Origin of the sequence: Pseudoalteromonas sp. UBA6610 (genome assembly GCF_002433295.1) — a bacterium.
GTDB classification, from domain to species: Bacteria; Pseudomonadota; Gammaproteobacteria; order Enterobacterales; family Alteromonadaceae; genus Pseudoalteromonas; species Pseudoalteromonas atlantica.
The window spans coordinates 1-16,605 of sequence record NZ_DJHW01000027.1; the positions used below are offsets into that span (position 1 = coordinate 1).

Consider the following 16,605-nt stretch of genomic DNA (forward strand, 5'->3'; position numbering starts at 1 on the left):
TCTCCGACCTGCGAGCGCAAATACCGGGATTGTATTTCGTCGTGTCGACCTTGATCCGGTTGTTGATTTTGAAACAACACCTGAAGCCGTTGGTGATACGCAGCTGTGTACCTGTTTAATTAACAAAGATGGCGTTCGCTTATCAACGACTGAGCACCTAATTGCAGCGGTTGCTGCAATGGGTATCGATAATTTAATTGTTGAATTAGACAGCTCAGAAGTGCCGATTATGGATGGTAGTGCATTACCGTTCATTTATTTGTTACAAAAAGGCGGCATTGAAGAGCAAAATGTTGCTAAACGCTTTATTCGTATAAAAGAAAAAGTACGTATTGAAGAAGGTGATAAATGGGCCGAAGTAGAACCATATGATGGTTTTCACATCGACTTTGAAATTGCCTTTGATCACCCGGCCATTAATGAAAGCCGCCAGCGCATTGGTTTAGATATCACTGCGCAAAGCTTTACTGAAGAAATTAGCCGTGCACGTACGTTTGGTTTTATGAAAGACATTGAATACATGCATGCTAATAACCTAGCACTTGGTGGCAGCATGGACAGTGCAGTAGTACTTGATGACTTTAAAGTACTAAACCCAAATGGTTTGCGCTACAGCGATGAATTTGTAAAACACAAAATATTAGACTGTGTGGGCGACATGTTTATGACAGGTCATAACCTACTAGGTAAAGTAACGGCTTATAAATCGGGTCACGATTTAAATAATAAGTTACTTCGCAAAATTATGGCAACAGAGTCAGCATGGGAGTGGGCAACATTTGAAACGCCTGTTACGATGCCTGCACCCGGCCTTGAATTAGCGACGGCCTAATTTAGTATTTTTTAAAAATACACGCTCACAAACAGTTATAAAAAATGACGCTTAATAGCGTCATTTTTTTTGCCTTAAATTAGCGAGTTGCAGCTAATTACTATTAATTTTTAATAATTAACGCGCAGCTTAAAGCGCTAAAATTGTTGGTAACTGTGCCAGTTCAGTTATGGTGTAGGTTGGGCTTATGCCTGCTGGTAACTGCTCGCCTGGGTGCTGTAGCCAACAGGTATCAATACCGGCATTATTGCCTCCTAAAATGTCGCTAGAGGCAGTGTCGCCCACCATTAATATTTTGCTTTTGTCTGGGTTACCCATAAGCTCAAATGTGTGCTCAAAAATAGCCTTGTTAGGCTTAGCAATGCCTACCAGTTCCGAAATAACCAGCCAATCAAACATATTTTCAAGGCCGGTATGCGCTAGGCGCAGGGCTTGCAAACGGGCAAAGCCATTAGTAATAATACCCAATTGTGCATGCGGTTTGAGTGCATTTAGTAAATCGATTGCGCCAGGGAGTGGTTCACAAATTTGTGCCATAGCATCTAAAAATGCGTCGTTTAGCTCTTTAGCGGGTACCCCTAATTTTACAGCCCACTCGTTAAAGCGGGTTACTTGTAAGTAATCGGCGCTAATTTTTCCATCTTGATAATCTATCCACAGCTGCTTATTAGTTTTTTGGTAATGGATGTAATCGGCTTGGGTAAACTCAATGTTGTACGCTTTAAACATGCGGGTCATTCCCGCTAAAATATCAAACCTGAATAGTGTTTCGTCTGCATCAAACAGTACATAACTGTATTTCATTAATTTTCCTGATAAAGGCTAGGGTGTAAAAAAGGAGCCATAGCTAAGGTAAGCGCTTGGGTGTAGGTGCTTTGACGAGTGGCATGGTTGTTTGTGAGAAGCCCTATCGCGCCGCCTTTTTGCTTAACATTATGGGTGTTAAATGCTTTATCCATCACATCGCCAAGCTCTTCTCCGCTTAGCAGCGCGTTATATAACACTTGCGGTAGCGGCAGGTTACTGCTGCGCCCTATCGCTTGCTCAGAGCCATTATTAATAACAACATAGGCAAAGGTTGCAGCACCATAGCTAAATTGCTCTGCACCGCCTTCCATTGCACAGTAGTAATCTGCTTGGTACATGCTTTTACAGTAAGTAACTCGGTTTTGTGCGCCTATACGGGTTTGTTCCTCGCCAATTGGTTGATCGGGAACATTTGAGGGAGCATCAACGCCTTGGCAATCAATTTCATAACTAGGAAAGTACATTGCAAAAATATGTTTTGCAGCGTTAATTTTTACTGGGTTTTTAGAGCCCACAATAATTTTTAATGAGTGCGACACGTTTTCCCTCACTGTTAGCAAAAGCAGCAGTGTACGTCAGAAGTGTAAATCATAAAAGAGGGGCTAAATGGGTATATCTAAAGGGGCTAGGTTTTCAAGAGCTCGCTTTTTAACAATAATGTCTTTAATAAGCGGAGTAAGCACCAGCTCCATTGCTAAACCCATTTTACCGCCTGGCACCACAAGGGTATTTATACGTGACATAAAGCTGCCTTCAATCATCTGTAAATAATACGGAAAATCAACGTCATCAATTCCTCTAAAGCGAATAACCACAAAGCTTTCATCTAGCGAAGGTATATCTTTTGCGCTAAATGGGTTTGACGTATCAACCGTTGGCACACGTTGAAAGTTAATATGGGTGCGCGAAAACTGCGGTGTGATGTGGTTAATGTAGTCATCCATACTGCGTACAATGGAGTCCATTACTTTTTCGCGAGAGTGGCCGCGGTCTTGCGTATCGCGGATCAATTTTTGGATCCATTCAAGGTTAATAATAGGCACCATGCCTATAAGTAGATCCACGTGCTTAGCTACATCATGATCCTGATCAACCACGCCACCGTGCAAGCCTTCGTAAAACATTAAATCAGTGTTTGTTTCAAGATCTTGCCAAGGGGTAAAGGTCCCCGGTAATTGATTATAAGGCACTGCTTCGTCAAAGGTATGTAAGTATCGGCGTAACTTGCCTTGGCCTGTTTCGCCGTAGGTACCAAATAAGGTTTCTAATGCGCCAAAGTCATTGGCTTCACGGCCAAAGTAACTTATATGTTTACCTTCTTGTTGTGCTTCGCGTACTTTTTTGTCCATTTCTGGGCGCGTGTAACGATGAAAGCTATCTCCTTCGATAAAAGCCGCATCAATGTTGAGGCTACGAAAAATATGTTTAATTGCATTGGTGGTAGTGGTAGTTCCCGCACCCGACGAACCTGTAATAGCAATGATAGGATGTTTAGCTGACATGTATTTTCTCTTTTTTAGGACCAAGTTAGTTATAAAGAGTTGACTGACTTAGGTCAAGTGACGCCATCGGCAAATAACGTTATCATGAGGTGCTTAAAAATAAAACGAGAGAAAGCATGAAACTTATTAAACCATGGCTTGGGCTAGTCTCTTTAGCGGCGCTAAGCCTTGCTACAGCGCAGGCTAGCATGCCTAAAAGCCAAATATTACTTGCTGATTTAAATACACCCTACGGTATGCAAGTGAGTATAGTGAGCGACAAAAATAGCTATAACAACCAACCTTATTTAACAAACCAGGGTATTTATTTCACCCATGAAGTTATTTCAAGCGAGCAAAGTCAAACCGATATTGCCTATTATGATTTAGCAACCAAGCAAGTAAGTAACATAACAAATACGCCAGTGAGCGAATATTCGCCCACTGTTATGCCCTCAAAACAAAGTTTATCGGCCATTGTGGTAGAGCAAGATAGCAAACAAAAGTTGTGGCAATACCCACTCGATACTGAGCAAGCACCGAGCCGTATTTTTGATTGGATTGAACCTGTTGGTTACCACGCATGGGGCGCTCAAAGCGATTTAGTGATGTTTATTTTAGGTGAGCCACATACTTTGCAATATACTTCGGTTGCTGCGGCAAAAGGCAAGGTGGTAGCAAGTAACATAGGGCGTACGCTTATTTATAACAGTAAAACCGCAACATTTTTATTTAGTTACACAAAAAATGATCAGCATATTTTAGCAAGCTTTAACCCGCAATCTAAACAGGTAGAAGATTTACTTAGATTGCCAGAGCAAGTACAAGACTTTATTTTAAAAGATGCTAATACAGTGGCTTATGCGGTTAAAAACCGTGTATATATGCGTAATTTAAGTGGCAGCGATGAGGTTTCTCAATGGCTTAACTTAAGCCCATATTGCGAGACAAATATAACGCGAATGAGTTATAAAAACGACAAACTTGCCTTTGTATGCGATGTAAAATAATTCGGACTTTGCAGCGCGTATAGGCTAATGTAATGCACAATTAAACATTAAAGGGATCACCACGTGGCTTATAGTGCAGATGAGTTAACAGAGCAGCTTATTCAGTTAAAGTGCAGAAGCAACTTTAAAATTAAAAACATTGCTGAGTACATGTTAGCAAATTCTAAAGAAGCAATTTATACCCACAGCGAAGCGGGTAAAGGCAAAATAATTATTCGCCCAGCCTTTGAAGTGTTTAGCGATGATTTTGCAACAATTGATGAGGTAACACGAGTACAAGGTTATTTTCATAGTAGCGAAATGACACGCTTTCCTACACGTATTCACAAAAGTGCGCAGCCGATTCACTATGGTGTGGCCTTTAAAATTAACTCAGAGCAAGCAGCAAAAGACTTTATTGCCAAGCTAACACAGATTATTAACGGGTAAATAAAAGCCGCTGAGTGAATAACTCAGCGGCTTTTTTAATTATGCATATTTACTTTTAATTAAGCTTATTTGCTTTTTAAAAAGTCATTAACTGATGCCAGTTCACGCTCTTTAAGCGCAATACAGTCATGGGTACTTTCTTCAAGCTTGCTTAGCGTACGCGCGTAGCCCGGTGTTTCTTCAATTTTATCTTTAAAGAATGCTTGCGTGGTTGCTAAACTTTGTTCATCACAACGCGTGGTCGTAAAGTACGGTAAGTTAGGCACAAAAAACGGCGGTAAGCTTTGTGTTACCTTGTCGTAATTGTTGTATATCCACTCAATAAATAATGCTTGGCGTGGCTCGCTATAACTTTGACCTGCTAAAATAGTGCGCATATCAGACGCGGTGACTTCGTCGGTTAAGGTGTAAGCTAATACTTGCTTTTGTAACTGCGCTTTACCCATAAAGCCCATTGCTGCCAGCATGTTAGTGCGTACTTGTGGATCTTTAGTGGTTTTAAAGGTTGCCATAAATTGATCAAGTAAGGCTTTATCCCCATTATAGGCGGCAAGTTTTAAATAGGTAGCTGCTAAATACGGATCCACTTTTTGCGGATCGTTTAAGTACACTTGCGTTTGCTCTTTTGCTTTGCTGATCACACGTTGATCTTCGCCATCAAAACCTAGTAAGGACACAACACCCGCACGTAGTTGAGATACTGCACCGTCTTCGCCAGCTTGTGCTTCAAGTGAGTATTTTTTAGCTGCAGGCATTACTGCACTGTGAATAAACTCAGGCCATAACGCTTCGTTGCTTTCATCTTTAAAGGTATTTTTTTGCGATACCAAGTAGCCCAGCGCTGTATTTGCAACACGAGGGTGATCATCGCTCACAAATACTTCTAAGGTTTGCATTAACTTAGACGCCGATATTACACCCGCATCAAGTAGTGCATCAGTGGCAGAGAGCAGCGCTAAACGCTCACGATCATTAAGTGCTTGCGGAGCATGTTTTATTAGTGAATCAAACTGCGCATCGTCCATTACCCAACGGTAATAGCCTAGCGCCCCTTCATCGGGATAAATCCACTGTGGCTCAAAATCAAGTGTTAGGGTTTGGCTTTGCTTATTGAGTAAAATACTGGCTGTTTTTACTTTATCGCCAGCGCCATATTTTATCCCAACAGGGACATTCCAAAGCTGTGCGGGTGCATCTACACCAGCATTAGCAAAGCGACTTTGCGATATAGTAATTTTTTTACCGTCTTGTTTTACATCTACAAGCGGAAAAGAAGACTGTTCAATAAATGATTTTAAAACACTCGCAACATCTTTATTAGAAGCTTTACCTAGCGCTTCCCATAAATCGGCTGCTTCGGCGTTTTTATACGAGAATTTTTTTAAGTAACTTTGAATCCCTTTTTGGAATGCCTCTTCACCAATCCAGTTTTCAACCATAGCCAGTACTGCGCTGCCTTTACTGTAGGCAAGCCCTAAACCATCCATAATATCGGCTTCGGTTTTAATCGGTTTACGAATCGGCTTAGTGCTTAAGCGAGCATCTAATGCCATTACGTTGTTTTGTGGTAAATCAAGGTGAGATTCAAATTCTGGATTAAGCTGTTTAGTAATTTTTGCCGCCATCCAGCTGGCAAATGCTTCGTTTAACCATAAGTCGTTCCACCACTTCATGGTAACTAAGTTACCGTACCATTGATGGGCAAGCTCGTGAGCAATAATCGACACATTACGCTGTTTTTTACTGCGTGTAGCAGCTGCTAAATCAACCAGTAATATATCTTCGCGGTAGGTTACTAGGCCTGAGTTTTCCATTGCGCCAAAAGGAAACTCGGGTACTGCTACCGAGTCGAGCTTTTTATAAATATAAGGAATACCAAAATACGCCTCAAGTGCAGCAAGTACTTTTGGCATGTTCTCTTTTGCGTAATCAGCTAAATGAATTTTACCCTGCGGGGTAATAACACGCCCTGGAATTGGCATGTCTTTTATTTCAAGCTCTTCAAAAGGGCCCACGGCCATAGCCACTAAATAAGAAGGAATAGGTGGCGTTTTATCAAAGTAATGCGTTGTCATCTCGCCGTTAACTGTGGTTTTAAGCTCTGGCGTATTGGCATAAACCTTTTGAGACGTTGGCGCTGTAATTGTTAACTGAAACGGTATTTTATAACTTGGCTCATCAAATACTGGAAATGCACGGCGTGCATCATTCATTTCAAACTGAGTAAATAAATAAGGTGTGCCCTGATCAATTGTTTTGTATAAGCCCACACTTTGGCGATTATACGGCGCAGAAAAATCTATTTTTAGGGTGTACTTACCCGGCTGAATTTGCTCATCACAGCTAAATTTTACTTTTTCTGTTTTTAGCATTTCGTTATTTAAGTCGCAGTTTTCATCGCCTAGTAACTGCGCCATTTTAACAGCGTAAGCCACGCCGTTAAGTTCAATGTAATGAGTGGGTTTTAACACTTCTAGGGCTATTTCTGTCATCCCTGTAAAGGTGTCTTGGCTTGGGTCGAGTGTTAACGACACCTTTTGTGAACTTGGTTTAGCAAGCTTTTCGATAACGAACTCGTTAGCGTTGGCAGTAGTCATTGCTAAAGCAACACTTACTGTTAATAGGCTTTTTAAAAACATAGTGATCCCTAGATTGTTGTTGTTAGAAACTGACTCAAACAGGCATTTCTATGCCCTTAAAAATTGAGATTTAGATATCCTAGCAGTTTTTTTTATGAGAGTAATTTAATAAAGTGGCTGCTTGGATTTAAAATAGTAACAAATAGTGTCAGTGGCTCTGGCGCAGCTTAAAGCGCTGCCAGTGCAGCTGTGGGTTAATGGTGCGAATTTGCTGTATTACGTTGTTTAGTAAGGCGGTATCGTCAAATTTATCATTGGGGTATTCGTTAAACCCCATTAAATAATTAAAGGCGTCTTTTGAATTAGCCTGTAATGCGTAAATACGTACTTGTTGCTCAAAATTAAGTCGTAGGCTACTTATGGCGGTTTTCATACCGAGTTGATCAACAGTGGGAATGGCACATTTTTGCAAATAACCCGCACGCTCACCTTCACCAGTAAACCAAATGCGTACTTTTTCGCTGTAACGGCCAGACTTAGCCGGTAAATCAAACAACAAACGTGTGTGATTATGTGCTTTAACAAAGGCAATAAAGTCGTTAAGCCCTGCATCAACTAAGGCTTGATGCACCGGAACCAAGCGCGCTTTTATTTTTCCATTAGTATGAAAATTAAAACATAAAATGCCATTTTTAAGCTCAAGATCGTCAAGCGTTAAGCAGCCAATTTCATCGCTATATGCGCCACTGTAATAGGCAATTAAAGGCAACCAAAAATGCCAATGCTTTGCTTGCTCTCTTGCTACTTTAAAGTCGCCATAAATATAGCCGTTATAAAGCGTATGCAGTTCCATTGCTGAAAAAGGGCGGCGGCCAAGATGGGTTTTCAACGTAATCCCTTGAAATTAATGACATGTTATATTTTATACTTAAAACAGATAAACATGCGAGTATCGATTCTAGTATTTATGTTTTTAGCTACAAAACAAAAACACCCACTTAAAAAGCAGGTGTTGTATTCACTATTTAATTGATAGTGGCAGTTATTCGCTAAGTGCGCGTGCTAAGCCAACAGGCTCTATTTCTACACACACTTGGTCGTCATTCCAATTTAAACCAACTAATGCGCTGTCTTCGTTTAAATCTTCTACCCACTCATCTAAAAATTCATCTAAATTAATTTCTACAGGCGTAAATTCTTGCCACTCTTCTTTACACTGGGCTTTTGCTGCGTCTTCGCTTTCCCATAAAAGCAGTACATCCGTTTCGGCAAACTGGTTAGATTCGCACACTACAAAGCCGCCGTCGTCGCCACCTAACGCCCACACTTGCTCGCTTAAACGTACTTTTTCTACAAAGCTAACTAGTTGTGATTCAATTTCAATATCGCTCATGTGTTTACCTTATTTGTTTAGAGTCTGGGATCGGTGCTTACTGCAGCTTGACGCGTGCCATAGTCGTTATAAAAACTGACTAAAGCAGCGTGTTGGCTAAAGTCTGTTAATTCACGAAAGCAAATCCAATCAAGTAGGCAGTATAAACTGATGTTAAGGCATTCACAGCCTTTAAATTCATCATCGTTTAAATGACTATTTAAATAGCTTAATGTTTGTGCAATTCGTTCGTTTTGCAGATTAAAAAATAATTTATCGTCGCTAGTATCAAATCCTGAGCGTCTGCTAAGTGCTAATTCTACTAACGAGTCGTTACAGGCGTTGATAATATTAAGTAGGTGCTCTTGCGACCAGCTTAGTGGTGTTTTACCAGCCTTGGCAATAAGGTAACGTAAAATAATGGTTGAATCGCTTAGCGTTAAATCACCATCAATTAAAACCGGTATTTTTCTTCCTGGGTTGTTACTGGCTAAGGTAGGGCGGTCTTGCTCAGAAAAAATATCTAGGTTTACTAGCGCTAAGTCAACATTGTTTTGTGCTGCCCACATTCTTACTCTGCGCGCAAATGGAGAAGGGTTAGATCCTATAAGTTTCATAATTGCTCCTAAAAAAAGCCGCATAAGCGGCTTTTTGTGTTGCGATAAGTCAACGTTATTCTGAGCGGCTTGTAACTTCTAGTAAGTGATAGCCAAACTGTGTTTGTACAGGGCCTTGTACTTGATTAATTGGCGCTGAAAATACAACTTTATCAAACTCAGGTACCATCATGCCTGGGCCAAACTCGCCAAGTGCTCCGCCGTCTTGACCAGAAGGACAGTTTGAATATGTTTTTGCAAGCTCTGCAAAGTCTTCGCCTTGTTCAATCTTAGCTTTTAAATCTAAGCACTCTGCTTCGCTGTCTACTAAAATGTGCCTTGCACTTGCCACTGCCATAAAATCTCCTGTTTAAAGTTGGTGTATTTAACCATTAAAGCCAGTCTAGTTAGTTTTAACTCGCAGTACCAGTATAAACTTAATTGATGAGTAGCGTATTTTCAATTGCATCAATTAATTCTTTTGAATTAGGAGCTACTTTACTGTTAAAGCGTTTAATTGTTTTGCGATCAGCTGAAACTAAATATTTATAAAAGTTCCAGTTAGGTGAGCTGGTTTGCGCGTTTAAGTGTTTAAATATTGGATTTGCATCACTGCCGCGAACTTCGCTGGTAGTAAACATAGTAAACGTAACGCCGTAATTAATAAAACACACTTTTGCTATGTCTTTTTCATCGTTTTCTTCTTGAAAAAAATCATCAGATGGAAAACCTAATACCACTAAACCTTTGTCTTTGTATTGTTGGTGTACTTTTTCAAGGCCTTCAAATTGAGATGTAAAACCACAATTGCTAGCCGTATTTACAATGAGCAAAGGGCGGTTTTTAAATTGGCATAAGTTTAAGGATTCTTTTGAGCGCAGCTTACGTATCTCTACATTTGTAAAGTCTTCACATTGTTGCTGCTGTTGTTTGCTGGGTAACGTGTCATTTGCATGGGCAGCTAAGCTCGTAATAAAAATACTGAGCCCTAGTATCGTTTTTTTTAACATACTCAACGCCTAAATTTATAATTGTTTGACTAGTCTATCTTACGCTAATATGCACAAAAGTGATCAACAATATTAAGCTGTTATGACTACACGTTTAGCCACTATAGAAGATTTACCTGCCATTGTCGCAATATACAACGAAACGATCGCCTCGCGTATGGTGACCGCCGATACCGAAGAAGTATCGGTACAGAGCAAACGTGAGTGGTTTAATAGCCACACCGGTAAACGGCCTATTTATGTTTATTGCGAAAATGACCAAGTACTTGCTTGGCTAAGTTATAAATCGTTTTATGGGCGCCCCGCATACGATGGCACCGTCGAAATGAGCATTTATATTACCAAAGCGGCGCAAGGTAAAGGACTTGGCAAAAAGCTGATGGAGTTTGCCCAAATAGAGGCTAAGCAGCTCGAAATTGATGTATTGCTTGGTTTTATATTTAGCCACAACTTACCAAGTATTAAGTTATTCAAGCACTTTGGTTTTAGCGTATGGGGTGAGTTGCCTCATATCGCGGTAATGGATAACACGCGCTACAGTTTAACAATATTCGGTAAGCATCTACCAAAATAGTTGTGGAGCTTATCGGTAAAAAAATCAAAATTAAGTCTAACAACCTATACCAACTAAGAAATTATAGGCTACGCTATTAACATATAAAGTGTTTACGATAGTGTGGCTTAATGAGTCGAAAAATTTTAATTGTAGATAGCAGCAGTGTTATCGCAATGAGAGTGAAAGTTTTACTAGAATTAATAGGTTGTGAGGCTGAGCTCGTTCATTACTCTATGATTGATTTATACTCTAACACCAGCCAGTATGACTTGGTAATTGGTGCTTACGGAGTGCCGTGTGAAGTAGTAAAATCGTTAGCTCAAAAAATCTCACAAGACCGCTGTGTATTACTTGCCCCTAAAGCCGAAAGCGGTGAGCAACTTAGCGCCTTTAGCGAGCTTAATAAGCTAGTCCCAGATGCTACGGTTATTTATCCGTTTTTTTCAAATAAAGAAATTACCTCATTACTCGAAAACCTCTTAGAGCTTGGCTCTAGTCACGTTCTAAAACTCCCCACTATTTTACTTGTTGATCATATGCCTGAGCGCCTTGAAAAAATGAAAAGTAATTTAGTCGGGGCGCATATCAAAACGCTAACCGCAACCAGTGCTACCGAAGCGGTGACAGTGGCGAATGAAAACAGTATAGATATTTTAATTAGCGATTTTAGCTTTGAAGATGGCACCGGTTTAAATATTTTTTCTGCTATTAAAATGTCTCAGCCAGATTGCCGATGCTTATTGTTTACCGCACGCCCTGAGCAAGTTTCGATGATTGAGGCAATTCGTAAAGGGGTCGAGGATGTTTTAATAAAGCCTCTAACCGATAGCGTACTGCTGCAATCGGTACATAAATTGTGGCAAACAGAGCTTTTAAAACGCCGTAACGCTGAGCTAGTTGAGCGTTTACAAGATACCGTTGATGCATTAATTGAAAAAGACAGCCTACTACAAGTTATTTATAAAAATACCCCTGACGCCATTATGCTATTTGAACGCAGCGGCAAAGTAATAGAAGCAAACGATGCCTGCTTAAGGCTGTTTAAGCTGCCCTTTGACAAACTCGCGGGTTTTTCGGTATTTGAATTTTTAGATGAGGAATCAAGTGCTGAAATAAAAAATAAAATCAGCACACTCAATCGTAACCGCCAATTTAGTAGCGACCTACGTTTGCAAAAAACAGACGGCGGGTATATTCCGCTGGTCGGCTCGTTTAACGAAATAGACCACCATGGCGAAATTGCGTTGGCGGTTATATTTAAAAATGTAACTCACTTAAAACAAAAAGAAGAATTACTCCTTGAAGCCAAAGACCTACTTGAGGAGCAAGTGCGAGCTCGTACTTCGCAGCTAGAGCACGCTAAAAATGTGGCCGAAGCTGCCAATTTAAGCAAATCGGAATTTTTGGCTAACATGTCGCACGAGTTACGCACCCCTATGCACTCTATATTAAGCTTTTCTCGATTTGGTTTGAGTAAGTTAGAAGCAGGCGATTTTGCTAAAGATAAACTCTTAAAATATTTATCTCGTATTGAAAGCAGCGGCGAGCGTTTACTGTCGTTATTAAACAACTTACTTGATTTATCTAAATTGGATGTAGGGAAATTTCCATTTAACCCACGTCCATACAATATAGAAAGCATTATAAAAACCAGTATCGATGATGTCTCTGGTACGGCTATGGAAAAAGAAATTGAAATTGTTTTTTCAAAACCCGGGCCAGTGGTTGTGCAGTGTGATGAAGAGCAAATTAATCAGCTATTGCGCAATGTGTTAGGTAACGCACTTAAATTTAGCGAACCTAAAAGTCGTATTAAAGTGAACTTAATGGCTGATCAAGATAGCGCCATTATTGATGTAATAGACAATGGAATAGGTATACCTGAGGATGAATTAGAGCACGTGTTTACTAAATTTGTACAAAGCAGCAAAACGAACAGTGGCGCTGGTGGTACTGGCTTAGGGCTTGCGCTTTGTAGAGAGTTTGTAGCACTTCATCAAGGCGAAATTACGGCAAGTAATAATAGCGATGGTGGTGCAACAATTAGGATTCAGGTACCCCTAGAAATAGATTTAGATGAGCATTTAGCCGATGATAAGCTAGCAGTGCAAGATAGCTAATTATATGTGTAAGTAATGTTTAAATGATATTTAATTGGATGATGAAAATATGGCCTTAACTAAAATTCTTGCTGTAGATGATGAACCTTTCAACCTTGAAATTATTGAAGAAATTTTAGAAGATCTTGATTTCGAATTACAAGTTGCCACAAGCGGCCCTGAGTGTTTAGCCATGGTTGAAGGCTACATGCCCCAAGTTATTTTACTTGATGTAAGTATGCCGCAAATGAATGGCTACGAAGTGTGTAAAGCATTAAAGGCGAATCCGAATACCGCGCATATAATTGTTATGTTTGTTTCCGCTAGAGGAACGGTTGAAGAGCGTATGGAAGGTTACTCAGTCGGTGCTGAGGATTACATTGTAAAACCGTTTGGGCATGATGAGCTTAAATCAAAACTTAAAAACTTAAACCAAGTATTAATAGAAAAACAAAGCCTTGAAAAACAAGTAGAAGATGCAACATCTACGGCATTTAACGCTATGGCAAACAGTAGCGAAATGGGGCAAATAGTTAACTACATTGAAAACATTGGTTTTATTAATAATCCGCAAGATTTAGGTAAAGCCTTAATTGACTGCTTACAAACGTTTGACCTACAAAGTAATGTTGAATTTAGACATGGCGATACAATAGAGCACTTTGCCCTTAGCGGAGTGTGTTCGCCTATTGTAATTGAGCTGTTTGATATGCTTAAAAACAAAGGTCGCTTACATGAGTTTTCTCACCGAATATTAGTTAACTACGAGATGATAAGCTTATTAATTCTGAATATGCCAGATCACGACCCAGATAAACACGGGCGTATTCGTGACCACGTTTGCTTTATTGTCAGTGTGACTGAGCAGCAGTTACGTGCAATTATGACCAAGCAAATGCTTGAGTCGCAGCAGCAAAAGCTAAATGATGTAGCCAGCACAGTGCATAGTAAGTTTCATGGCTTAATTGGGTTACTAAACGAAAACCGTGAAAGTAACGAAAAAGTATTCAAGCAACTACAAGAAGATCTTGAAGTGCGCATACCCACAATGGGGTTAGATGAAGACCAAGAGGTGTTTATTTATAAAAAAGTGGACGAAACTATTCAAAATTCAATTGCCAGAGAAGAGTCGGTTAAACAAGTTAAATCCGCCTTTGTTGAAATTGAACAAGATTTATCTTTGTTACTTAAAAAATAAACCTCTCATAATAAGGCTTACCAGAGTGATTTACGCATCACGAGGTAAGCCTTTTTCGACAATTCTAATTAGGCGCTGTGTTTTACGAAGTTGTTCTCGTTGTTTATTATTTTGTTGCTCAAGCGCCCACTCTATATGCTCTTTTACTAGCTGCGAGCTAGACTCATGTTTGCTTTCTAAAGCGTTAATAATGCTAGGGCTAAAATCGGCATTGCCTAAACCCACCGCTAAATTACGCAGCCAACGTTCGTGACCAATACGGCGAATTGGGCTACCTTCGGTATTTTTTAAAAATGTAGGTTCGTCCCAGGCAAATAGCTCAAGTAAGTCTTTGTTTTTTAATTGCGTACGGGGATGAAAGTCTTGCTCATCGGTAATTTGACCATAACGGTTCCATGGGCAAACCAATTGGCAATCGTCGCAGCCATAAACTCGGTTCCCCAATAATGCACGGTATTGCTCAGGTATAGGCCCTTGGTGCTCAATGGTTAAGTACGAAATACATTTGCGTGCATCTACCACATACGGCTCTACAATTGCCCCTGTTGGGCAAAGCGTAATGCAAGCAACACATTTACCGCAGCCTTCAAACGTGTTTTCATTATCTATTGGCAGGGGTAAATCAACAAAAAGCTCACCTAAAAAAAACCACGACCCAGCTTCTTGGTTTATTAATAAAGAGTGTTTACCTCGCCAGCCCAATCCCGCTTTTTCAGCAAGCTGGCGCTCAAGCACAGGCGCAGAGTCTACAAATGGCCTAAAACCGTAATCGCCAATTTCTTGCTCTATTTTTTGGCCCAGCTTTTTTAGTCGGTTGCGCATTAATTTGTGATAGTCACGCCCTAATGCGTAGCGGCTAATGTAGGCTTTTTCGGTGTTTTTTAGTGTTTTGGCAAAACTAGCATCAGGGGGCAGGTAGTTCATTTTTACCGAAATAACCCGCTGGGTGCCAGGGACTAGTTCAGCAGGGCGAGCGCGTTTCATGCCATGGGCTGCCATATAATCCATAGAGCCATGGTAGCCCGCATCTAACCAGCGCTGTAATTGTGCTTCGTGTTTAGATAGGTCAATATCGGTAATACCCACCTCACTAAAGCCGAGTTCTTGGCCCCAGGCTTTAATATTTTTGGCTAGCTGTTGGTAGTTGGGGGTTGAGTTACTCACACACATTACACACTTAAATAATTAGCTGCGTAATTTACCATATTTATAAAGCGCTGTTGAATGTTGCCAGTTAAAATATTAAGACAATATAGCGCTCGGCTTTTGTTTTGCAATTGCTTATTGCACAAAGCGCTTTAATTGCTGTTGTGTTTGCTGGCTAAGTGCATGTGATTGCTGGCTATTACTTAGTGCATGATCAATAGCGCTTTTAGCTTGCTCGCCTAAGGTAACAATTTGCTCTACCGATTGGTGAGTGTGCTGCTGCGCTTGCTCTAGCGTATGCACCGCATCCGCTATTTGCTGTAGCTGCTGTTGGTTTTGTTCAAACTCGCTTAGCATTGTTTTAAACCCTTCAGAGGTATTACTAATGGCGCTTTGTGCGGTACCTGAGTGGCTAATTAACTGCTCACTTTCTTGGTTGGTTTCGTTAACCAGTTCATTCATTTGGTTAATAAAGTCGCTTATTTGTCGGGTTGCACCACTTACTTTTACCGATAATGTACGTACTTCATCAGCAACAACAGCAAATCCTCTGCCAGCTTCGCCAGCGCGTGCCGCTTCAATGGCAGCGTTTAGTGCCAGTAAATTAGTTTGATCCGAAAACTCCTCAACCATTTTTAAAATGCTGCGAATGTTTTCGCTGTTTTCTTTAAGGCCAGACACCGTTTTAGAAAATCTTTGCAGCAAGGTACCAATAAGCGACACTTTATCGACTAAGCTTGCAAGCTCTTGCGACGAAAGCTTAACAAAGTCTAAGTGCTCGCTGTTTACGCTATGCACGCTGTCGGTATTGCTCACTATGCCCTCTAAGCTTTGCACTATTTGGTTACTCGCATTAATAATATTGTGGCTTAGCTGAGTTTGCTGCTCACTTAACTGCTGCGTATTCTGCATAGCGGTATTTACATCAACATTACTTTGCTCGCTGGCTTTAGCGCTGGCGTGAGTTGTACTTAGTAAATCACTTAAGTGATTAGTAAATAAGTTATATTGCGTACTTAGTTCTTTAAATTCGTCAAAAGAAAATTGCGGTAAGTTGGCGGCTAAATTAGCCTCTTGCTGGTTTATGTTTACTAAAGTGTCGCACATAGCTTTTACAGGGCGCACTATTAAATAGCGCATATAAAAAATAGTAAAGGCAAAGCCCGCTACAATAACCAAGGTTAACAACCAAAATGCGCTAGTACTGTGCTGCTCGCTTAAGCTTTGATATAACCAAAATAAGGTAATGGCCTGAAACAAAAAAACAAAGCTTAAATTACCCACTATTTTACGCGTAAGCGTATAAAAAAATGTTCGCTCAATATAATTATAAAATTGCATTACACCACTCATTTATTGCTTACCCATCTAGGGCGTGTTGACCTTTGATGGTTGAATTTGCAGCAGTATGTTTGGCTTTTAGGCAAGGCAGAGCCTATGAAGTGTGGTTATTCCCCATAAATAGGCGATAACGCTACATAAATGCCAAA

General features: G+C 40.4%; 17 protein-coding genes. 6 read left to right on the forward strand and 11 right to left on the reverse strand.

Annotation, left to right across the window (positions count from 1 at the left end):
• The coding region (gene lpxC / locus B4F91_RS04025; protein ID WP_288635386.1) for a UDP-3-O-acyl-N-acetylglucosamine deacetylase at positions 1-832 on the forward strand (832 nt) is incomplete at its 5' end.
• A 129-nt stretch (positions 833-961) separates the two neighbouring features.
• On the opposite strand, the gene yjjG is transcribed toward lpxC, so the two are convergent.
• The 3 genes from yjjG to B4F91_RS04040 all read right to left on the reverse strand — a co-directional run bounded on the left by yjjG (position 962) and on the right by B4F91_RS04040 (position 3,141).
• On the reverse strand, positions 962-1,636 hold the full coding sequence (yjjG, locus tag B4F91_RS04030) for a pyrimidine 5'-nucleotidase (protein ID WP_054982322.1): 675 nt from the start codon (positions 1,634-1,636) through the stop codon (positions 962-964).
• Positions 1,636-2,178 (reverse strand): inosine/xanthosine triphosphatase, encoded by a 543-nt coding sequence (gene yjjX / locus B4F91_RS04035; RefSeq protein ID WP_064384753.1) that lies wholly within the window; start codon positions 2,176-2,178, stop codon positions 1,636-1,638. The genes yjjG and yjjX overlap by 1 nt, the downstream gene beginning before the upstream one ends.
• Positions 2,179-2,241: 63 nt before the next feature.
• Entirely contained in the window at positions 2,242-3,141 is a 900-nt protein-coding gene (locus B4F91_RS04040) for a phosphoribulokinase (RefSeq protein ID WP_004589425.1), read from the reverse strand.
• 116 nt (positions 3,142-3,257) lie between these two features.
• On the opposite strand from B4F91_RS04040, the gene B4F91_RS04045 reads away from it, so the two are divergent.
• A complete protein-coding gene (locus B4F91_RS04045; protein ID WP_096042297.1) occupies positions 3,258-4,130 on the forward strand; it encodes a hypothetical protein in 873 nt (290 codons plus the stop codon).
• A 63-nt stretch (positions 4,131-4,193) separates the two neighbouring features.
• Positions 4,194-4,559: a hypothetical protein gene (locus B4F91_RS04050; protein WP_004589427.1), complete on the forward strand. Its 366-nt coding sequence runs from the start codon at positions 4,194-4,196 to the stop codon at positions 4,557-4,559.
• 65 nt (positions 4,560-4,624) lie between these two features.
• Here B4F91_RS04050 and B4F91_RS04055 read toward each other — a convergent pair whose 3' ends face one another.
• The 6 genes from B4F91_RS04055 to B4F91_RS04080 form a co-directional block, all read right to left on the reverse strand.
• Complete coding sequence (locus B4F91_RS04055) at positions 4,625-7,198, reverse strand: M1 family metallopeptidase (RefSeq protein ID WP_096042296.1); 2,574 nt, start codon at positions 7,196-7,198, stop codon at positions 4,625-4,627.
• A gap of 148 nt (positions 7,199-7,346) precedes the next feature.
• The gene (locus B4F91_RS04060) at positions 7,347-8,027 is read right to left on the reverse strand and encodes a hypothetical protein (protein ID WP_029774055.1); all 681 of its coding nucleotides are present in this window, start codon (positions 8,025-8,027) and stop codon (positions 7,347-7,349) included.
• A 153-nt stretch (positions 8,028-8,180) separates the two neighbouring features.
• Positions 8,181-8,531 carry a DUF2750 domain-containing protein gene (locus tag B4F91_RS04065; protein ID WP_004589430.1) on the reverse strand — a complete coding sequence of 117 codons (351 nt, stop codon included), beginning with the start codon at positions 8,529-8,531 and terminating at the stop codon, positions 8,181-8,183.
• 17 nt (positions 8,532-8,548) lie between these two features.
• A complete protein-coding gene (locus B4F91_RS04070) occupies positions 8,549-9,127 on the reverse strand; it encodes a glutathione S-transferase family protein (RefSeq protein WP_029774054.1) in 579 nt (192 codons plus the stop codon).
• 55 nt (positions 9,128-9,182) lie between these two features.
• A complete protein-coding gene (locus tag B4F91_RS04075) occupies positions 9,183-9,464 on the reverse strand; it encodes a peptidylprolyl isomerase (protein WP_004589432.1) in 282 nt (93 codons plus the stop codon).
• 79 nt (positions 9,465-9,543) lie between these two features.
• Positions 9,544-10,116: a glutathione peroxidase gene (locus tag B4F91_RS04080; RefSeq protein WP_096042295.1), complete on the reverse strand. Its 573-nt coding sequence runs from the start codon at positions 10,114-10,116 to the stop codon at positions 9,544-9,546.
• An 82-nt stretch (positions 10,117-10,198) separates the two neighbouring features.
• On the opposite strand from B4F91_RS04080, the gene B4F91_RS04085 reads away from it, so the two are divergent.
• From B4F91_RS04085 to B4F91_RS04095, 3 genes are all read left to right on the forward strand, one after another.
• Entirely contained in the window at positions 10,199-10,690 is a 492-nt protein-coding gene (locus B4F91_RS04085; protein ID WP_096042294.1) for a GNAT family N-acetyltransferase, read from the forward strand.
• A gap of 110 nt (positions 10,691-10,800) precedes the next feature.
• Positions 10,801-12,792 (forward strand): sensor histidine kinase, encoded by a 1,992-nt coding sequence (locus B4F91_RS04090; protein WP_096042293.1) that lies wholly within the window; start codon positions 10,801-10,803, stop codon positions 12,790-12,792.
• A gap of 49 nt (positions 12,793-12,841) precedes the next feature.
• Positions 12,842-13,969 carry a response regulator gene (locus B4F91_RS04095; RefSeq protein ID WP_286938930.1) on the forward strand — a complete coding sequence of 376 codons (1,128 nt, stop codon included), beginning with the start codon at positions 12,842-12,844 and terminating at the stop codon, positions 13,967-13,969.
• A 30-nt stretch (positions 13,970-13,999) separates the two neighbouring features.
• On the opposite strand, the gene queG is transcribed toward B4F91_RS04095, so the two are convergent.
• A complete protein-coding gene (gene queG / locus B4F91_RS04100) occupies positions 14,000-15,133 on the reverse strand; it encodes a tRNA epoxyqueuosine(34) reductase QueG (protein WP_055252897.1) in 1,134 nt (377 codons plus the stop codon).
• A gap of 117 nt (positions 15,134-15,250) precedes the next feature.
• Positions 15,251-16,468, reverse strand: coding sequence for a methyl-accepting chemotaxis protein (locus B4F91_RS04105; RefSeq protein WP_096042291.1), 1,218 nt, complete (start codon positions 16,466-16,468; stop codon positions 15,251-15,253).
• Positions 16,469-16,605 lie beyond the last annotated feature (137 nt).

Bases quoted from the DNA above. Each gene is read 5' to 3' on its own strand.
- yjjG (WP_054982322.1), bottom strand. From the start codon at position 1,636: ATGAAATACAGTTATGTACTGTTTGATGCAGACGAAACACTATTCAGG.
- B4F91_RS04040 (WP_004589425.1), bottom strand. From the start codon at position 3,141: ATGTCAGCTAAACATCCTATCATTGCTATTACAGGTTCGTCGGGTGCG.
- B4F91_RS04045 (WP_096042297.1), top strand. From the start codon at position 3,258: ATGAAACTTATTAAACCATGGCTTGGGCTAGTCTCTTTAGCGGCGCTA.
- B4F91_RS04055 (WP_096042296.1), bottom strand. From the start codon at position 7,198: ATGTTTTTAAAAAGCCTATTAACAGTAAGTGTTGCTTTAGCAATGACT.
- B4F91_RS04065 (WP_004589430.1), bottom strand. From the start codon at position 8,531: ATGAGCGATATTGAAATTGAATCACAACTAGTTAGCTTTGTAGAAAAA.
- B4F91_RS04070 (WP_029774054.1), bottom strand. From the start codon at position 9,127: ATGAAACTTATAGGATCTAACCCTTCTCCATTTGCGCGCAGAGTAAGA.
- B4F91_RS04075 (WP_004589432.1), bottom strand. From the start codon at position 9,464: ATGGCAGTGGCAAGTGCAAGGCACATTTTAGTAGACAGCGAAGCAGAG.
- B4F91_RS04080 (WP_096042295.1), bottom strand. From the start codon at position 10,116: ATGTTAAAAAAAACGATACTAGGGCTCAGTATTTTTATTACGAGCTTA.
- B4F91_RS04085 (WP_096042294.1), top strand. From the start codon at position 10,199: ATGACTACACGTTTAGCCACTATAGAAGATTTACCTGCCATTGTCGCA.
- B4F91_RS04090 (WP_096042293.1), top strand. From the start codon at position 10,801: ATGAGTCGAAAAATTTTAATTGTAGATAGCAGCAGTGTTATCGCAATG.
- B4F91_RS04095 (WP_286938930.1), top strand. From the start codon at position 12,842: ATGGCCTTAACTAAAATTCTTGCTGTAGATGATGAACCTTTCAACCTT.
- B4F91_RS04105 (WP_096042291.1), bottom strand. From the start codon at position 16,468: ATGAGTGGTGTAATGCAATTTTATAATTATATTGAGCGAACATTTTTT.